This window comes from Agromyces sp. ISL-38 (assembly GCF_018613935.1).
In the GTDB taxonomy this organism is placed as follows: domain Bacteria; phylum Actinomycetota; class Actinomycetes; order Actinomycetales; family Microbacteriaceae; genus Agromyces.
In genome coordinates this window covers 61,893-77,689 of the sequence record NZ_JAGGPF010000004.1, presented here as the reverse complement: position 1 = coordinate 77,689, position 15,797 = coordinate 61,893, and the positions used below count along the sequence as shown (strand labels likewise).

Annotated in this window: 18 protein-coding genes; 5 read left to right on the top strand and 13 right to left on the bottom strand. The window is 68.8% G+C overall.

Features of this window, described 5'->3' with window-relative positions:
* Positions 1-63: 63 nt before the first annotated feature.
* Genes def through J7E25_RS04815 form a run of 3 tightly spaced genes read right to left on the bottom strand, consistent with a single transcriptional unit; the run spans position 64 to position 5,397 of the window.
* Positions 64-555: a peptide deformylase gene (def, locus tag J7E25_RS04825; protein ID WP_214868482.1), complete on the bottom strand. Its 492-nt coding sequence runs from the start codon at positions 553-555 to the stop codon at positions 64-66.
* An 11-nt stretch (positions 556-566) separates the two neighbouring features.
* The gene (locus J7E25_RS04820) at positions 567-1,955 is read right to left on the bottom strand and encodes a MinD/ParA family protein (protein WP_308164367.1); all 1,389 of its coding nucleotides are present in this window, start codon (positions 1,953-1,955) and stop codon (positions 567-569) included.
* Positions 1,956-1,992: 37 nt separating this feature from the next.
* Positions 1,993-5,397 (bottom strand): pyruvate carboxylase, encoded by a 3,405-nt coding sequence (locus tag J7E25_RS04815; protein ID WP_214868480.1) that lies wholly within the window; start codon positions 5,395-5,397, stop codon positions 1,993-1,995.
* Between the two features lie 75 nt (positions 5,398-5,472).
* Between J7E25_RS04815 and J7E25_RS04810 the strand changes: the two genes are divergently transcribed.
* Positions 5,473-6,306 (top strand): ParA family protein, encoded by an 834-nt coding sequence (locus J7E25_RS04810; protein ID WP_129521504.1) that lies wholly within the window; start codon positions 5,473-5,475, stop codon positions 6,304-6,306.
* A 102-nt stretch (positions 6,307-6,408) separates the two neighbouring features.
* Here J7E25_RS04810 and J7E25_RS04805 read toward each other — a convergent pair whose 3' ends face one another.
* The 4 genes from J7E25_RS04805 to J7E25_RS04790 form a co-directional block, all read right to left on the bottom strand.
* Entirely contained in the window at positions 6,409-6,963 is a 555-nt protein-coding gene (locus tag J7E25_RS04805) for a MerR family transcriptional regulator (protein WP_214868478.1), read from the bottom strand.
* A 112-nt stretch (positions 6,964-7,075) separates the two neighbouring features.
* Positions 7,076-7,768, bottom strand: coding sequence for a MerR family transcriptional regulator (locus J7E25_RS04800; protein WP_214868476.1), 693 nt, complete (start codon positions 7,766-7,768; stop codon positions 7,076-7,078).
* Positions 7,768-8,289 (bottom strand): FHA domain-containing protein, encoded by a 522-nt coding sequence (locus J7E25_RS04795; RefSeq protein ID WP_374196190.1) that lies wholly within the window; start codon positions 8,287-8,289, stop codon positions 7,768-7,770. The genes J7E25_RS04800 and J7E25_RS04795 overlap by 1 nt, the downstream gene beginning before the upstream one ends.
* A gap of 2 nt (positions 8,290-8,291) precedes the next feature.
* Positions 8,292-8,915: a CDP-alcohol phosphatidyltransferase family protein gene (locus J7E25_RS04790; protein WP_214868474.1), complete on the bottom strand. Its 624-nt coding sequence runs from the start codon at positions 8,913-8,915 to the stop codon at positions 8,292-8,294.
* A 32-nt stretch (positions 8,916-8,947) separates the two neighbouring features.
* Between J7E25_RS04790 and J7E25_RS04785 the strand changes: the two genes are divergently transcribed.
* The gene (locus J7E25_RS04785; protein WP_214868472.1) at positions 8,948-9,766 is read left to right on the top strand and encodes a DUF1295 domain-containing protein; all 819 of its coding nucleotides are present in this window, start codon (positions 8,948-8,950) and stop codon (positions 9,764-9,766) included.
* Here J7E25_RS04785 and J7E25_RS04780 read toward each other — a convergent pair.
* The gene (locus tag J7E25_RS04780) at positions 9,750-10,199 is read right to left on the bottom strand and encodes an NUDIX domain-containing protein (RefSeq protein ID WP_214868470.1); all 450 of its coding nucleotides are present in this window, start codon (positions 10,197-10,199) and stop codon (positions 9,750-9,752) included. The genes J7E25_RS04785 and J7E25_RS04780 overlap by 17 nt on opposite strands.
* 67 nt (positions 10,200-10,266) lie before the next feature.
* Here J7E25_RS04780 and J7E25_RS04775 point away from each other — a divergent pair, with 67 nt between their 5' ends.
* Positions 10,267-10,638 (top strand): RNA-binding S4 domain-containing protein, encoded by a 372-nt coding sequence (locus J7E25_RS04775; protein ID WP_214868468.1) that lies wholly within the window; start codon positions 10,267-10,269, stop codon positions 10,636-10,638.
* Positions 10,639-10,684: 46 nt separating this feature from the next.
* Complete coding sequence (locus tag J7E25_RS04770; RefSeq protein WP_129521497.1) at positions 10,685-10,978, top strand: GNAT family N-acetyltransferase; 294 nt, start codon at positions 10,685-10,687, stop codon at positions 10,976-10,978.
* Between the two features lie 14 nt (positions 10,979-10,992).
* On the opposite strand, the gene J7E25_RS04765 is transcribed toward J7E25_RS04770, so the two are convergent.
* The 3 genes from J7E25_RS04765 to J7E25_RS04755 form a co-directional block, all read right to left on the bottom strand.
* Positions 10,993-11,202, bottom strand: a complete 210-nt coding sequence (locus J7E25_RS04765; protein WP_214868466.1) for a DUF2188 domain-containing protein — start codon at positions 11,200-11,202, stop codon at positions 10,993-10,995.
* Between the two features lie 131 nt (positions 11,203-11,333).
* Positions 11,334-11,474 carry a hypothetical protein gene (locus tag J7E25_RS04760; RefSeq protein WP_164990524.1) on the bottom strand — a complete coding sequence of 47 codons (141 nt, stop codon included), beginning with the start codon at positions 11,472-11,474 and terminating at the stop codon, positions 11,334-11,336.
* A 138-nt stretch (positions 11,475-11,612) separates the two neighbouring features.
* Entirely contained in the window at positions 11,613-12,458 is an 846-nt protein-coding gene (locus J7E25_RS04755; RefSeq protein ID WP_215009465.1) for a hypothetical protein, read from the bottom strand.
* A gap of 153 nt (positions 12,459-12,611) precedes the next feature.
* Between J7E25_RS04755 and J7E25_RS04750 the strand changes: the two genes are divergently transcribed.
* On the top strand, positions 12,612-13,025 hold the full coding sequence (locus J7E25_RS04750; RefSeq protein WP_214868464.1) for a YchJ family protein: 414 nt from the start codon (positions 12,612-12,614) through the stop codon (positions 13,023-13,025).
* 45 nt (positions 13,026-13,070) lie between these two features.
* On the opposite strand, the gene J7E25_RS04745 is transcribed toward J7E25_RS04750, so the two are convergent.
* Both J7E25_RS04745 and J7E25_RS04740 read right to left on the bottom strand, forming a co-directional pair.
* Positions 13,071-13,541, bottom strand: coding sequence for a VOC family protein (locus J7E25_RS04745; RefSeq protein ID WP_214868462.1), 471 nt, complete (start codon positions 13,539-13,541; stop codon positions 13,071-13,073).
* Between the two features lie 62 nt (positions 13,542-13,603).
* Positions 13,604-15,625, bottom strand: coding sequence for an alpha/beta fold hydrolase (locus tag J7E25_RS04740; protein WP_214868460.1), 2,022 nt, complete (start codon positions 15,623-15,625; stop codon positions 13,604-13,606).
* Between the last annotated feature and the right edge of the window lie 172 nt (positions 15,626-15,797).

The window sequence follows — 15,797 nt, the reverse complement described above, 5'->3', positions numbered from 1 at the left end:
CGACGATCCCTAGAAACCGCCCCGGCGGGGGCCCGTTCTCGTTCCGCGGCGCGGGCTCGGCGCTCAGAACCAGTCGGACTCGCGAACCTGCTTCATCGCAAGACGCCGCTGCGCCTTCTCGAGTCGATCGAGGTAGAGGATGCCGTCGAGATGGTCGGTCTCATGCTGCAGCGCCTGGGCCATGAGGCCGGTTCCCGCCAATTCGACCACGTTGCCGTCGAGATCGATGCCCCGAACACGGGCGAACGGATGTCTCGGCGTCGGGTGCCAGAGACCCGGCACCGACAGGCATCCCTCATCGACGAGTGCGGTCTCACCCGAGACCTCGACGATCACGGGATTCAGGATGTAGCCCACCTCGCCCTCGATGTTGTAGCTGAACGCCCTGACGTTCACACCGATCTGCGACGCGGCGACGCCGGCCCGGCCGGGAAGCCGCACACTGTCGAGGAGGTCGTCGACGAGCGCGCGCACGCCATCGTCGACCTGTTCGACGGGAGCTGAGACGGTTTTGAGGACGGGGTCGCCGAACAGGCGAATGGGACGTTCCGGCAATTGCGCTCCGATCAATGCCCGCGGTCGACGGGCAGGCCTTCCACCACGAGGGCGGCCAGTTCTCGCGCCGCGTGCTGCGTGACGGGGCGCAATTCGTGCCAGTTCACGACCGAACCGGCCGCGAGCTGCGGGTCGTAGGGAATCCGCACGATCTCGCGCACACGCGATTGGAAGTGCGCCTCGATCTCGTCGACCTTGACGAGGTGGGTGCCTTGTGTCGCGAGGTTGATCGCCACGATGGCGTTGCGCACGAGGTCGCCGTAGCCGTTGGCCTCGAGCCACGTGAGCGTCTCGGATGCGAGGCGCGCCTCATCGACACTGCCACCGGAGACGACGACGATGGAGTCCGCGCGCTGCAGCGTCGCCTTCATCACGGAGTGCACGATGCCCGTGCCGCAATCGGTGAGGACGAGCGAGTAGTACCGCGCCGCGAGGTCGGCCACGATGTTGTAGTCGTCGTCGTCGAACGCCTCGGAGAGCGTCGGATCGGTGTCGGACGCGAGGATGTCGAGTCGGGTCTCGTCGCGCGAGACGAACGACGAGAAGTCGGTGTATCCGCCGATCGACGCGGCCTTCGTCACGACGTCGCGAACCGTCTCACGGGTCTGCCGATCGACGCGTTCGGCGAGCGTGCCTCGATCGGGGTTCGCGTCGATCGCGATCACGCGGTCGTCGCGGGCATCGGCGAGAGCCATGCCGAGGAGCGCCGTGATGGTCGTCTTGCCGACGCCGCCCTTGCGGGTGAGCACCGGCACGAAGCGGGCACCGCCCTCGAAGCGCTTCTGAATGCGCTGGTTCATGGCCTTGTGGGCGCGCACCTTGGCCGAGTCGCCGAGGTTGATGAGGTGGAGCGACGCCTCGTAGAGGAAGCGGTTCATGCCGCCGTGCGGAGCCGGGCGGGTCGTGCGATTGAGGTCGATGAGCCGATCGGCGGTCAACGACTCGGAGCGTTCGGGCAGTTCGGAGGGCTCGCCCTCATCACCCGGCACGTCGACCACGGCGACGTGGGTGCCGGCGGCGGTGCTGACCGCTTCGCGTCGCGTTCTCGCGGAATCCGATGCGAGCAGGGCGCTATAGGGCGAGGGCTCGCGGCGATAGCCGCTGCGTGCCACGGAACCGTGCAATGCAGGCGTGACCACCTCGACCGACATGGTGCTCGAGGCGCCTCCCGCAACGGCTCCCGGGTTGACCGCGACGTCGTCGATCGCGACCGCGACCTCGTCTTCGGGCACCTCGCGCACCGGTGCCGGCGGCAGGTCGACACGGATGTCGAGCTTCTCGGGCAGTGCATCTGTCGTACGCGAGCCGGTCGGCGGCAGATCGCCGCGCTCGACTGCCGTCGTGCGGGCTCCGGCCACACGACGGGTCGCCGGCTTGTGATCGTTTTTGTTCTCAGCCACCGATACCCCTCCTCATCAGCGCCAATCCATGCACAGCCTAGCGCGGACGCACCACGACGAGGAGATCACCCGCCTCGACCTGCTGCGTCTTGGGAATCGCGACCCGCTCGATGACTCCCGCGATGGGAGAGGTGATTGCCGCCTCCATCTTCATCGCCTCGATCGAGGCGACGCTCTGCCCGGCGGCGATCTCGTCGCCGACCTCGGCATGCAGGGTCACGACGCCGGAGAACGGCGCGGCGATGTGGCCGGGCTGCGAGGCATCCGCCTTCTCGGCCGCCCGCGACTCGACCACGATGCTGCGATCACGCACGAACACGGGGCGCAGCTGGCCGTTCAGGATGGTCATGACGGTGCGCATGCCCTTGTCGTCGGCCTCACCGATCGCCTCGAGGCCCGCGTAGAGTCGTACGCCCTTGTCGATCTCGACGACGTGCTCGGCCCCCTGCCGGAGCCCGTAGAGATAGTCGGCGGTGTCGACCGACGAGAGATCCCCGAAGAGCTCGCGGATCTGCTCGAACTGGCGCGTCGGCGCCGGGAAGAGCAGCGCATTCAGCATCGCGCGGCGCGTGATGCTGTCCGCCTGCAGCGCGGCTCGCTGCTCGTCGGTGAGTTCCGTGACACCGATGCGCACGTCTTTGCCGGCAAGCACCTTCGTGCGGAAGGGCTCCGGCCAGCCGCCCGGCAGGTCGCCGAGCTCCCCCGCCATGAATCCGACCACCGAGTCGGGCACGTCGTACTTCTCGGGGTTGGCCTCGAAGTCGGCGGGGTCCGCCTTCACCGCGGCCAGGTGCAGGGCGAGGTCGCCGACGACCTTCGACGACGGTGTGACCTTCGGCACTCGGCCAAGGATCGCATTCGCCGCGGCGTACATATCTTCGATGAGCTCGAAATCGTCGGCGAGGCCGAGTGCGATCGCCTGCTGGCGCAGGTTCGAGAGTTGCCCGCCCGGAATCTCGTGGTGGTAGACGCGACCGGTGGGACCGGGCAGGCCTGACTCGAACGGGCGGTAGACGCGGCGAACCGCCTCCCAGTAGGGCTCGAGGTCGGCCACGGCCTGCAAAGAGATGCCGGTGTCGCGCTCGGTGTGAGCGAGCGCGGCGACGAGCGCCGACGCTGAGGGCTGGCTGGTGGTGCCCGCCATCGGAGCGCTCGCAACATCCACCGCGTCGACGCCGGCGCGACTGGCCGCGAGCAGGGTCGCCAGCTGTCCTCCGGCGGTGTCGTGCGTGTGGAGGTGCACGGGCAGGTCGAAGCGGTCGCGGAGGGCGGTGACGAGCCGCTCGGCCGCCGTGGGGCGGAGGAGGCCTGCCATGTCCTTGATCGCGATGATGTGCGCACCTGCGCTGACGATCTCCTCGGCGAGTCCGAGGTAGTAGTCGAGCGTGTAGAGGTCTTCGGCAGGATCGAGCAGGTCGCCCGTGTAGCAGAGGGAGACCTCGGCGATCGCGTGCCCGGTCGCGAGCACCGCATCGATCGCCGGACGCATCTGCGAGACGTCGTTGAGGGCATCGAAGATGCGGAAGATGTCGACGCCGGTGGCAGCGGCCTCGCGTACGAACGCATCGGTCACCTCGGTCGGGTACGGCGTGTAGCCGACGGTGTTCCGCCCGCGAAGCAGCATCTGGATGTTGATGTTCGGCAGTGCCTCGCGCAACGCGGCGAGGCGCTCCCAGGGGTCTTCGCCGAGGAATCGGAGAGCGACATCGTACGTGGCCCCGCCCCACGCCTCGACCGAGAGCAGCTCGGGCGTCATTCGTGCAACGTACGGCGCCACGGCCACGAGATCCTTCGTCCGCACGCGCGTCGCGAGCAGTGACTGGTGGGCGTCGCGGAAGGTCGTCTCGGTCACGGCGAGCGGAACCTGCTCGCGGAGCGCCCGGGCGAATCCGACGGGGCCGAGCTCGAGCAGTCGCTGCCGGGAACCGTCGGGCGCGGGCGTCGACACGTCGATCGCCGGGAGCTTCTCGGCGGGGTGCACGCTCGTGGGCGCCGGTCCGTTCGGCTGGTTCACCGTGACATCCGCGAGCCAGTTCAGGATCTTCGTGCCGCGGTCCTTCGAGACGCGGCCGCGGAGCAGCTGCGGACGCTCGTCGATGAACGAGGTGCTGAGATCGCCGGCGACGAACGACGGGTCTTCGAGCACGGCCTGGAGGAAGGAGATGTTCGTCGAGACGCCGCGGATGCGGAACTCGGCGAGGGCGCGCTTCGCGCGCGCCACCGCGGCCGGGTAGTCGCGACCGCGGCACGTGAGCTTCGCGAGCATCGAGTCGAAGTGGGGGCTGATCTGCGCGCCCGGATTCACCGTGCCGCCGTCGAGTCGGATGCCGGCACCGCCCGGCGAGCGGTACGTCGTGATCCTGCCCGTGTCGGGGCGGAACCCGGCCGTGGGGTCTTCGGTCGTGATGCGGCATTGCAGGGCGGCACCGCGGAGCCGTATCGAATCCTGCAGCAGGCCGAGCTCGGCGAGGGACTCCCCTGCCGCGATACGGATCTGCGAGACCACGAGGTCCACGTCGGTGACCTCCTCGGTCACGGTGTGCTCGACCTGGATTCGCGGGTTCATCTCGATGAAGACGTGCTGCCCCGCCCGCTCGCCCGCGGTGTCGAGGAGGAACTCGACGGTGCCGGCGTTGACGTAGCCGATCGATCGGGCGAAGGCGATCGCATCGTGGTAGAGCGCCTGCCGAACGTCGTCGGAGAGGTTCGGCGCGGGGGCGATCTCGATGACCTTCTGGTGGCGGCGCTGCACCGAGCAGTCGCGCTCGAAGAGGTGCACGGTCTCGCCCGAGGCATCGGCGAGCACCTGGACCTCGATGTGACGCGGACGGATGACGGCCTGCTCGAGGAACATCGTCGGATCGCCGAAGGCGCTGTCGGCCTCGCGCATCGCCTCTTCGAGGGAACCGCGCAGCTCATCCTTCGAGTTGACGCGGCGCATGCCGCGCCCGCCGCCGCCCGCGACCGCCTTGGCGAAGATCGGGAAGCCGATCTCCTCGGCCTGGGCCACGAGGGTCTCGATGTCGCGCGACGGCGGCGTGGACTTCAGCACCGGCACGCCGGCTGCGATCGCGTGCTCCTTCGCCGTGACCTTGTTGCCCGCCATCTCGAGCACGCGCTTCGGCGGGCCGATGAACGTGATGCCCGCCTCGTCGGCGGCTTGCGCGAGCTCGGGATTCTCGGAGAGGAATCCGTAGCCCGGGTAGATCGCGTCGGCGCCCGACTCCTTCGCCACTCGGATGATCTCCGACACATCGAGGTAGGCCCGCACCGGATGTCCGGGCTCGCCGATCTGGTAGGCCTCATCGGCCTTCAGGCGATGCAGCGAGTTGCGATCCTCGAAGGGATACACGGCGACGGTCTTCGCACCGAGCTCGACGGCTGCACGAAACGCGCGAATGGCGATCTCACCGCGATTGGCTACCAGGATCTTCGTGAACATGCAGGCCTTTCAGACAGTTTTCCGCACAGCGAACGTTTAGGTAACGACTGAGTAGTAAAGGTAACGTATCTGTTCGTGCACGTACTCAGCGTCAGTTCCTTGAAGGGCGGTGTCGGCAAGACGACCGTCACCCTCGGACTGGCGTCGGCAGCGTTCGCGCGCGGCGTCCGGACCCTCATCGTCGACCTCGACCCGCAGTCCGACGTCTCGACCGGAATGGACATCCAGGTCGCCGGCCATCTGAACGTCGCCGACGTGCTTGCCTCGCCCAAGGAGAAGATCGTGCGATCGGCGATCGCGCCGAGTGGCTGGGCGCGATCGAACCCCCAGTCGACGATCGACGTCATGATCGGCAGCCCGTCAGCCATCAACTTCGACGGGCCGCATCCGTCGATCCGCGACATCTGGAAGCTCGAGGAGGCCCTCGCCAACGTCGAGGCCGACTACGAGCTCGTGCTCATCGACTGCGCACCGTCGCTCAACGCGCTCACGCGCACCGCCTGGGCGGCGAGCGACCGCGTGGCCGTGGTCACCGAACCGGGCCTGTTCTCGGTGGCTGCAGCAGACCGCGCACTTCGCGCGATCGAGGAGATCCGGCGCGGCCTCTCCCCCAGGCTCCAGCCGCTCGGCATCATCGTGAACCGCGCCCGCGTACAGTCGCTCGAGCACCAGTTCCGCATCAAGGAGCTGCGCGACATGTTCGGCCCGCTCGTGCTCTCTCCGCAGCTGCCCGAGCGCACCTCACTTCAGCAGGCGCAGGGCGCCGCGAAGCCGCTGCACATGTGGCCCGGCGAGAGCGCCGAGGAGATGTCGGCCAACTTCGACCAACTGCTCGACCGGGTGCTGCGCACGGCCCGCATCGGCGAGTACGCGGGCACCCCACTCGAGATCGACTCCACCGTCATCTGACGTCACATCGGTAGGGAGCGGCCGTCACGGCGTTGCCGTGCCACTCGCGAGCGCGCTGCACATGAGCGGGCGACCGCGCCACTCAGGAGCCGCGAACGGTCGTCAGGAGATCTTGCGTGACTGCACGCCGCGACGCACGGCGAGCTCGTCCATCGGATCGGCAGGCTGCGTGTCGAGCTCGACGAGCGTCGACTCGACCTCGCGGAGCACCTTGCCGACCGCAATGCCGAAGACCCCTTGACCGCGGTTGACGAGATCGATGACCTCGTCGTCGGACGTGCACAGGTAGACACTCGCACCGTCGCTCATGAGTGTGGTCTGGGCGAGGTCGTCGATGCCGGACTCGCGCAGCTGCGTGACCGCGGTGCGGATCTGCTGCAGCGAGATGCCGGTGTCGAGGAGTCGCTTCACGAGCTTCAGCACGAGGATGTCGCGGAACCCGTAGAGGCGTTGCGATCCCGACCCGGCTGCGCCGCGAACGGTTGGTTCGACGAGCTGCGTACGGGCCCAATAATCGAGCTGACGGTAGCTGATGCCCGCGGCTCGAGCGGCGACCGCGCCACGATAGCCGGCGGCGTCGTCGTGCTCGGGCATGCCGTCGGTGAAAAGCAGGCCGAGGTCGTACCGCGAGCGTGCCGTCTGGTCGAGCTCACTCATCCGATCGCCCCTCGCTTTCACGCCTCGCACCCCATCGGCGCGAGTTCCACGCTACCCACGTGAGGGGGGTCTGCCAAACACATCGGGCCGAACGTCACGGCGTGTCGCGCGATCACCGCGCGAGGCGGCTGAGTGTGCTCCGCAGTACGCTCGCGTGCACCGCCTCGAGGTGGCCGGCGAGCTCGAGCCCGCGCTCGGCGGCGCGGGCCTTGCCGGCAGCATCCGATCGGCGGGATGGGGCGATGGCGTGCTCGATGAGCGCCGCTTCACGCTCGGTGGCGGCGCGCATGCCGCGCAAGTGCCGGGGCTCGATGCCGACGCTGCGGAGGGCGACGAGCGCCCGCAGGGTGGCGAGCGCCTCGTCACCGTAGAGATCGGCAGCGGGCAGCAGCGAAGCGGAGACGGCGTCGTCGAGGAGCGAAGCAGAGGCCCCGGCCTGCGCGATGAGCTCGTCACGGCGAAGCCGACGGGCACCCGCGAGGAACGCCGCCGCGCTCGTGGCACCGGGCAGCGCCGGCGTCTCGCCCGCGTCGATCGCTTCGAGATGGGTGCGGATCACCTTCAGCGGCAGGTAGTGGTCGCGCTGCATCGAGAGCACGACGGTGATGCGCTCAACATCGGCGTTGGAGAACTTGCGATACCCCGATGCCGTGCGCGCAGGTGCGACGAGTCGTTGCTCCTCGAGGAACCGCAGCTTCGACGGGGTCAGCTCGGGGAACTCGGGCTGAAGCCTCGCGAGAACCTGACCGATGCCGAGCAGTGGGGCCTGGCCGCTCGCGTGGGTGGACGCAGCGGTGCCCGCCACTAGGAACTCGCCAGCGGCGCCAGATCGCGTCGGGATGCGTAGAAGGTGAGACGGAACTTGCCGATCTGCACCTCGGCGCCATCGCTCAGCAGCGCCGTCTCGATGCGCACGCCGTCGAAGTAGGTGCCGTTCAGCGAACTCAGGTCTTTCACCTCGAATGCGGTGCCGTGGCGGAGGAACTCCGCGTGCTTGCGCGAGACGGTGACGTCATCGAGGAAGATGTCGGCGTCGGGGTGCCGGCCGACGGTCGTGACGTCGGTGTCGAGCAGGAACCGCGCGCCGCTGTTGGGACCGCGCCGCACGATCAGCAGCGCCGAGCCGGACGGCAACGCCGCGATCGCCTCCTGCTCTTCGGCCGTGGTGTCGGCATCGACAGCGCTGAGCTGTGCCGCCGCCTCTCGGCTGAAGCCGATCGTGCTGTCGTTCGTATCGCCGACGTGCGGATGAGCCGTGGTCGCCGTCGAAGGTTCGCCGTCGGCCTCGTTCGTACCGCCAGCCTGAGTGATGTCGGAATCCGCCACGGCTAACCTCCCTGTTCAAGCGTATCTGATCGCGGGTCGTCTTCCGCACGCGGAATACGGATGACGCGCGCGGTCTCTATCGCGTAGATGATGCCGGCCCACCAGTAGAGGAAGGCCCCCCACAAAGTGATCGCCCATCCGATGGGCTCGCTGACGGGCGCCACGGCGGGGAATGCGAATCCGAGCATGATGACGGGCAGTCCGAAGAAGAGCGCGAACGTCGCGACCTTGCCGAGCTGGTGCACGGGCAACGGGCCGTAGCCGTGGTTCGCGAGCACGACACCGAGCACGAGCAGGAAGACGTCACGCGCGACGATCAGCACGACGATCCACCAGGGCACGAGGTCGCGAGCGGCGAGGCCGATGAGCGCCGCGAAGATGTAGAGGCGGTCGGCTGCGGGGTCGAGGAGTTGCCCGAGCCGGGTCACCTGCCCGAGCCGCCGGGCAAGATATCCGTCGAGCAGGTCGGTGAAGCTCGCCACCACGAGCACGACGAGCGCGACGATGTCGTCGCCACGCACGATGAAGACGAGGAACACGGGCACGAGCGCCAACCGGAGCATGCTCAGTGCGTTCGGGATCGTCCAAATACGCGATCCCACCGCCCCCGCGCTCTCCCCAACCACGGCTCGATCCTATCGACCCATAGAATGCGGCCATGGGTCCACTCGTCGTGTGTCTCGTCATCTGCGCCACGATCACCCTTGCGACCTGGCTCGCCTCGATGTTCACCCACGAGTACTCGTGGGTCGACCGCATCTGGTCGATCGCGCCCGTCGTCTACGTGTGGATCTTCGCCGCATCGGGCGGATTCGACGCGCGGCTCGTGCTCATGTCGGGGCTCGTCACACTGTGGGGCATCCGGCTCACCTTCAACTTCGCACGCAAGGGCGGGTATCGGCCGGGCGGCGAGGACTACCGGTGGGCAGTGCTTCGCGGCCGGATGTCGCGGCGGCAGTTCGCCCTCTTCAACCTGCTCTTCATCTCGATCTACCAGAATGCGCTCATCCTCGCGTTCTGCCTGCCGGCGCTCACCGTGTTCGAGGCCGTCGGCACCCCGCTCGGCGGCTGGGACGTCGTGCTCGCCATCGCCTTCCTGGCATTCCTCGCGGGCGAGGCGACCGCCGACCGGCAGCAATGGCTGTTCCACCGCTGGAAGGCCGGTGAGCTCGCGGCAGGCCGCACGCCGGATCCGCGCTTCCTGCAGTCCGGGCTCTTCCGCGCGTCACGGCATCCGAATTTCTTCTTCGAACAGGCCCAGTGGTGGGCGTTCTACGGTTTCGCCGTTGCGGCGACGGGCATCTGGTTGCACTGGACGATCGCCGGCGCGGTGCTGCTCTCGGGCCTGTTCATCGGCTCGACGCGATTCACCGAGAGCATCACGCGCTCGCGCTACCCCGAGTACGACGCCTACCGGGCGCGCACATCCGCCATGGTGCCGTGGTTCCCGCGTTCAGGTCTCAGAGTCGCGCCCTGAGCCCCGGCCAGGCCTCGGCGAACCGCGGATGCAGCGGCAGCTCGTTGATGCGATCGAACGCGATCCAGCGCAGCTCGATGCTCTCGGGGTCGCTCACGACCGGCTCGAACCGCTCGATCGCGTCGGCGACGACCGTCGTGTACGACCAGTAGCCGAGGTCGAGCACGGCGCTGAATCGCACCGAGAGGAGCGCCGGCGGCACGCCCGCCTCCTCTCCGGCCTCACGAATGGCCGCTTCGATGGCGCTCTCGTGTTCGTGGCGCGCGCCCCCGGGCATCCCCCAGGTGCCGCCGAAGTGGCTCCATTCCGCCCGATGCTGCAGGAGCACCTCGAATCGGGGGCTCACGGCGAGGAGACCGGCCGCGCCGTACCTGCCCCAGTAGCGAGCGCCGTCAGGCCCCGCGACCCACGCATCGCCACTCGTTCCACTCATGCATCCAGCATGACGCACCGACCTCGCGATAGGGTTCACGCAGCCGGCCCGGCCATAGGCTTGGGGCATGGTCGGCGACTCCCCAGTGCGCGTCGATGCATGGCTCTGGGCCGTGCGTCAGTTCAAGACGCGCTCCTCGGCCACATCGGCGTGCCGTGCTGGCCACGTGCGCGTCAACGGCGAGCGTGCGAAAGCGGCGCAGACGGTGCGGCCGGGTGACGAGGTGCGCGTGCGCGTCGAGGGCTTCGATCGGATGCTGATCGTGCGCCAGACCCTCGTGAAGCGAGTCTCGGCGACTGTCGCCGCCACCGCACTCGAAGATCGCACCCCGCCGCCGCCGCCGCGCGAGACCGTGGCGCTCGCGCCGGTGCGGGAGCGTGGTGCCGGGCGGCCGACGAAACGGGAGCGACGAGACCTCGAGCGCCTTCGCGGCCGCTGAGCGTGTGCCGGGGCCGCGGGTCTCCGCCCGGGCGTAGCCTGTTGGGGTGCAGAAGGAACTCACCCACGAACCGGATGCCCGCCGCTATGTGCTGCGCGTCGACGGCGACCTCGCGAGCGTGCTCGACTACCGCGTGCTCGGCGATTCCATCGCGTTCACGCGCACCTTCACGAATCCGCCGTATCGCGGCAGCGGACTCGCGGGCGAGCTGGTGCGATTCGCGGTCGACGACGTCGACGCGACATCCGACCGCCGGATCGTGCCGAGCTGTTGGTACGTCGGCGAGTGGTTCGACCGTCACCCCGATCGCGCGGGGCTGCTCGACCCGCGGGCCGTCTGACGCGAGCGGCAGGCTCAGAGCGAGGCTTCACCCTCGTCGGTGATGACGCCGGTCTCCTCGCTCTCGAGCACCACGTGCTTCGAGCCGAGCTGCAGCGCGAGCGAGCGTCCGGCCTCGACGGCCTCTTCGCGACTGCGGAACGACTCGGAGAGCTCTTCACCGCCGATCACGCGGTTCACCCACTGGCCGCGCTTGGACATGGTGACGACGTCGCCGTCATTCATGGTGCCTCCCGGGGTCGGGCGGCGACGCATGCGCCAAGAGGCTGCTCGCGTCATCCGCCCGTCCAGTCAATCGCACCCGTTCGGCGAGGGAAACCCCTGGACGATGCGGTTGCGGAGCGACCCGGGAACGCTTACCGCTTGCGGTGCGTGGCCTCGCTCACGTCGTTGCCGGCGCGGTTCTCGACCTTGGCCTTCTTGTCGGCACGCTTCTCTTTGAGGGTCTTGCTGGCTGCCGTCTTGGACGACGACTTCTTCGGCGACTTATCTGACACGGTGACGCCCTTTGATCGGGGGCTCGAACGGCCCCGTGAGTCAACACTACGCGTGCTGGAAGCGCTGCCGGCACTCCGGGGCCGATTCCCAGCCCCGCCTCGGTCGAAGGCCACCGACCGGAGGCGGAGCGGAGGGAATCAGTACCAGTTCATCGATTGCGAGTGCGACCACGCGCTGCACGGCGTGCCGTAGGCCCGCGCGATGTAGTCGAGTCCCCAGGTGACCTGCGTGGTCGCGTTCGTCTCCCAGTCGGACCCTGCGGTGGCCATCTTGCTCCCGGGCAGCGACTGCGGGATGCCGGTCGCGCCGCTCGAGGCGTTGTAGGCGGTATACGACCAGCCCGATTCCTTCTGCCAGAGCTGATCGAGGCACTGGAACTGGGAGTCGCCCCAGCCGTAGGTCGCCGCTGCCAGCGAACGGGCGGTGGCGCGGGCGCCGTCGGGCGTGTTCCCGAGCGCGAGCGCCTGAGCGGCGGCTGCTGCCTCTTCGGCTTGCACCCGGTCGTACTCCGCTGCCGCGGCGGCCGCCTTCGCGACCTCGGCCCGCGTCTGCTCGGTGAGGTCGACGACCGAATCGATCGGCAGTGCGCGGTAGTCGCCGAGTGAGGCGACGGATGCCGCGAGCCCCGACGCGTCGACCTTCCCGTCGACGGCGGCGAGCGTGGCGTTCGCGACGCTGATCGTGTCGGCTGCCGTGTCGAGTGCACGCGCGGCGGCGATCGTGCGGTACGCGCCGAGCTGGTCGTGATCGAGTCCGGTGGACTGGGTCAGCGCAGTCGTGGCGTCGATGCGTGCTTGCGTCGCGACGGCGGACTGCACCGTGAATCCGGTGCCGGCGACGAGGCCGACGGCGGCGATCGCGCCGGCGATCATGAGTCGCTTGCGTCCGGCTCGGCGACGGCGGAGGCCGCGCCTCGTGGACCTCTCGGCGATGTTCTTCTCGGTGGCTTCTGCAGTGGTGGGCGTGGGGGTATCGATTCGCATGAGTTTCTGGGCTGCTCAGATCAGGTTCGGGTCGGGGGGGGCGCCCCGGGCGGGGGCATAAGTCAGACACTCTGCCGTGCGAATCTGGACAGATCCTCAGTTATTCCTGTGCAGACCATGATGGTCGGCTCTCGACGACGGGATACTGGAAGGATGCCGTCAGCGCCAGATGCATTCCCTGCGATCGATCCCGGCACCCGATGCCCGTGCCTCGGTGGTTCCGTGTTCGGCGAGTGCTGCGGGCCGTTCCTCACGGGTGCGGCGGATGCTCCGACCGCGCCGCAGCTCATGCGATCGAGGTACACCGCCTTCGTCGTCGGAAACGAGCCCTACCTGCTTGCGACGTGGCATCCGTCGACGCGGCCCCCGCGACTCGAGCTCGATCCGTCGATGCGCTGGTACCGCCTCGACCTCGAGCGGATCGACCGCGGTGGACCGCTCGACCGCGCCGGCGTGGTGGAGTTCAGCGCGCGCTACCGCGTCGAAGGTGACCGCGGCGAGCGGCACGAGGTGAGCCGATTCGTGCGTGAGCGCGGACGCTGGTTCTACGTCGATGCGATCGGCTGAGCCGAGGTCGCCCGGTGATCGGCGCCGAGCCGGCTCGGCCGGATCTCAGGCGCCGGAGCGCCCCTCATCGGTGGCGAATCCTGCGCGAGAGGCGCGCTCCTCGGAGCCGAGCAGTTCCTCGAAGAGCGTGATCTGCAGGTCTGCCGGCGCGTCGAGCCTGGAGTTCAACGACTGCCATGGGGTGACGACCGGCTCGGCCACGACGCGAGCACCGGCTGCCTCCAGGCGACGGGTCGCACCCTCGCTGTCGGTCACCTCGAACGCGAGGCGGATGTGCGGACTCGGGGCGCCACCGGCTTCGATCTCGTCGATCGCGCGCTTGTGCGCGGGGTTGGCGATCTCGAGCGTCGCGCGGCCCGCATCGAGGATGACGACGCGATCGTCGTCGCCCTCGGCGAAGGCGAGGAACTCGGGCATGCCGAGGCTGTCGCGATAGAAGGCGACGGCGGCATCGAAGTCGGTCGCTTCGACGACGACGCGGAGTTGCAGGACCGGTGGGATTGCGGCATCCGTCATGCTCGGATCCTCGCAGACAGGCGCGACATCCGCACGCTGCGACGGTCGACGTCCTGGCGTCCTCAGTCGATGCCGAGCACCTCGGCGAAGAACGCGCTGAGGTGCCCGGCGAGCAGCTCGGGCTCCTCGTGCGCCATGAAGTGGCCGCCTCGGGTCGCCGGATGCCACGCGCGCACGTCGGCGCACGAACGCTCCGCCACGCTTCGGGGCATCTCGCGGATCACCTCCTCGGCGCTCAGGGTGAACCCAGCGGGCACCGTGATGCGCGGCCGCGGGCGGTTCGCCGGGTAGTCGACGTACTGGCGGAACGAGGTGCCGATCGAGCGTGTCGTCCAGTAGAGCGTCGCGAGGGTGAGGAGCGTCTCGCGGTCGAACCGGCGCTCGAGCTCGCCGTGCGCGTCGCTCCAGTCGCGGAGCTTGTCGATGATCCACGCGAGCAGTCCCGCAGGCGAGTCGGCAAGCGCTGCGGCGACCGTGTCGGGACGGGTGCTCATGATGGCGCTGTAGCCGCCGTCGCGCTCGTCGAACTCCTCCTCGAGGGCGAGCATGTGCTTCTCGGGTTCGCTCAGCGGCTCTTCGAAGACCGCCGGGAACGGCGGGTGGATCATGTAGAGGCCCATCACGTGGTCGGGGTGCTTCGCCGCGATCCACGCGGCGACGGTGCCGCCGATGTCGCCACCGAATGCGCCGTACCTCGCGTGGCCGAGGTGTCCGACCATGAGCCCGTGCAGGAGATCGGCCATCGCCTCGCGCGTGAGCGGCTCGTCGGGCAGTTCTGAATAGAGGAAGCCCGGAAGGGAGGGGATGACGAGTTCGAAGCGGATGCCGCGCATCTCACCCTCCCATCCGAGGGCCGAGACGAGCGGCAGCATCTCGAGGAAGCTCGAGGGCCATCCGTGCATGAGCAGCAGGGGCACGACGGTGCCCTCGGCTGGACCCGCCGAGGCGCGCACGAAGTGCACCCGCGTGCCGTCGACCTCGGCGATCCGGTGATCGAGCAGGTTCAACCGCTCCTCGACGCGACGCCAGTCGAATCCGTCGGCCCACTCGGCGACGAGGCCGGCCAGGTACGCCGGATCGACACCTGCTTCCCAGTGCGCACCGCCGCTCGCCGTCGTGAATCTCGCGCGGCGCAGACGGTCGCGCAACTCACGGAGCTCGATGGCAGGCACGCGGATCGTGAGCGGAGCGGGCCCGGCGGACATGGCCCCCGACACTCGTGCCCGGGATGCGGTCGCGCCCGGGCCGGCGGCGTGATCGAGCTGTGCATAGGCGCGATCGATGGCACTGACGAGATAGTCGACCGGAACCGGCCAGTCATCCTGGCTCGCGAGCCCCTCCGCGGTGCTGAGGCCGCGCTCGTGCGCCGCGACGAAGCGCCCGGCGACGACGTGGAGGTCGGCTGCCTGCCGGGCGACGAACTCGGGCCCCACCACGCGACCGTGGCCGGGCACGACCAGATCGCCCGGCTGCATTTCCGCGACGAGCTCGTCGAGCACGTCGGGCCACCCGAACGGGAAGCTCCCCGAACCGTACATCGGCGGTCCGGACTCCTCGACGAGGTCACCGACGATCCACACCCGCACATCGGGCACCAGCAGCACGAGGTCGGTGTCGGTGTGCGCGGGCGGCTGCGGGCGCAGTAGCACGACGCGTCCGCCGAGGTCGAGCGTGACTGGGCGGTCGACCGGATGCGTCGGTGGCGTCAGTCTCACGTCGTTCCAGTGCCGGTCGGGTTCACGGGACGGGTCGGCACGCCATGCGGCGAGCCGTGGAGCCTCGTACTCGGCGAAATGGCGTGCGATGTTCGCATGGCCGTAGATGGCGGCATCCGTCTCGGTCCCGGGGCCGAAGGCTTGGTTGCCGTATGTGTGGTCGTAGTGGGCGTGCGTGTTCACGAGCCAGCGCACGGGCTTGTCGAATCGTTCCCGGATGTCGCTGAGCAACACCTCTGCTTCAGCCGGCTCTGCGCGCGAGTCCACGACGAGCAGCGCCGCGGCGCCCTCGACGACGACGATCGAGACGTCGAGCGGGTCGTAGCGACGCTGGTGGACGCCCGGCGCGACCGTGATCCAAGGATCCATGCCTCGACCCTAGCGAGCACGAACGCGGAAACGTGTGCGTCGACCGTCATGGCAGAGTCAGGGCGAATCCAGAGCTTCGCACCGTAGCGTGTGCTCCGTGACTCCGCTCGACGGCACCCCGCCCATCCGACGGCCCGATGCTCCGCCCATGCTCACCGCCCGCGCGCAGCGC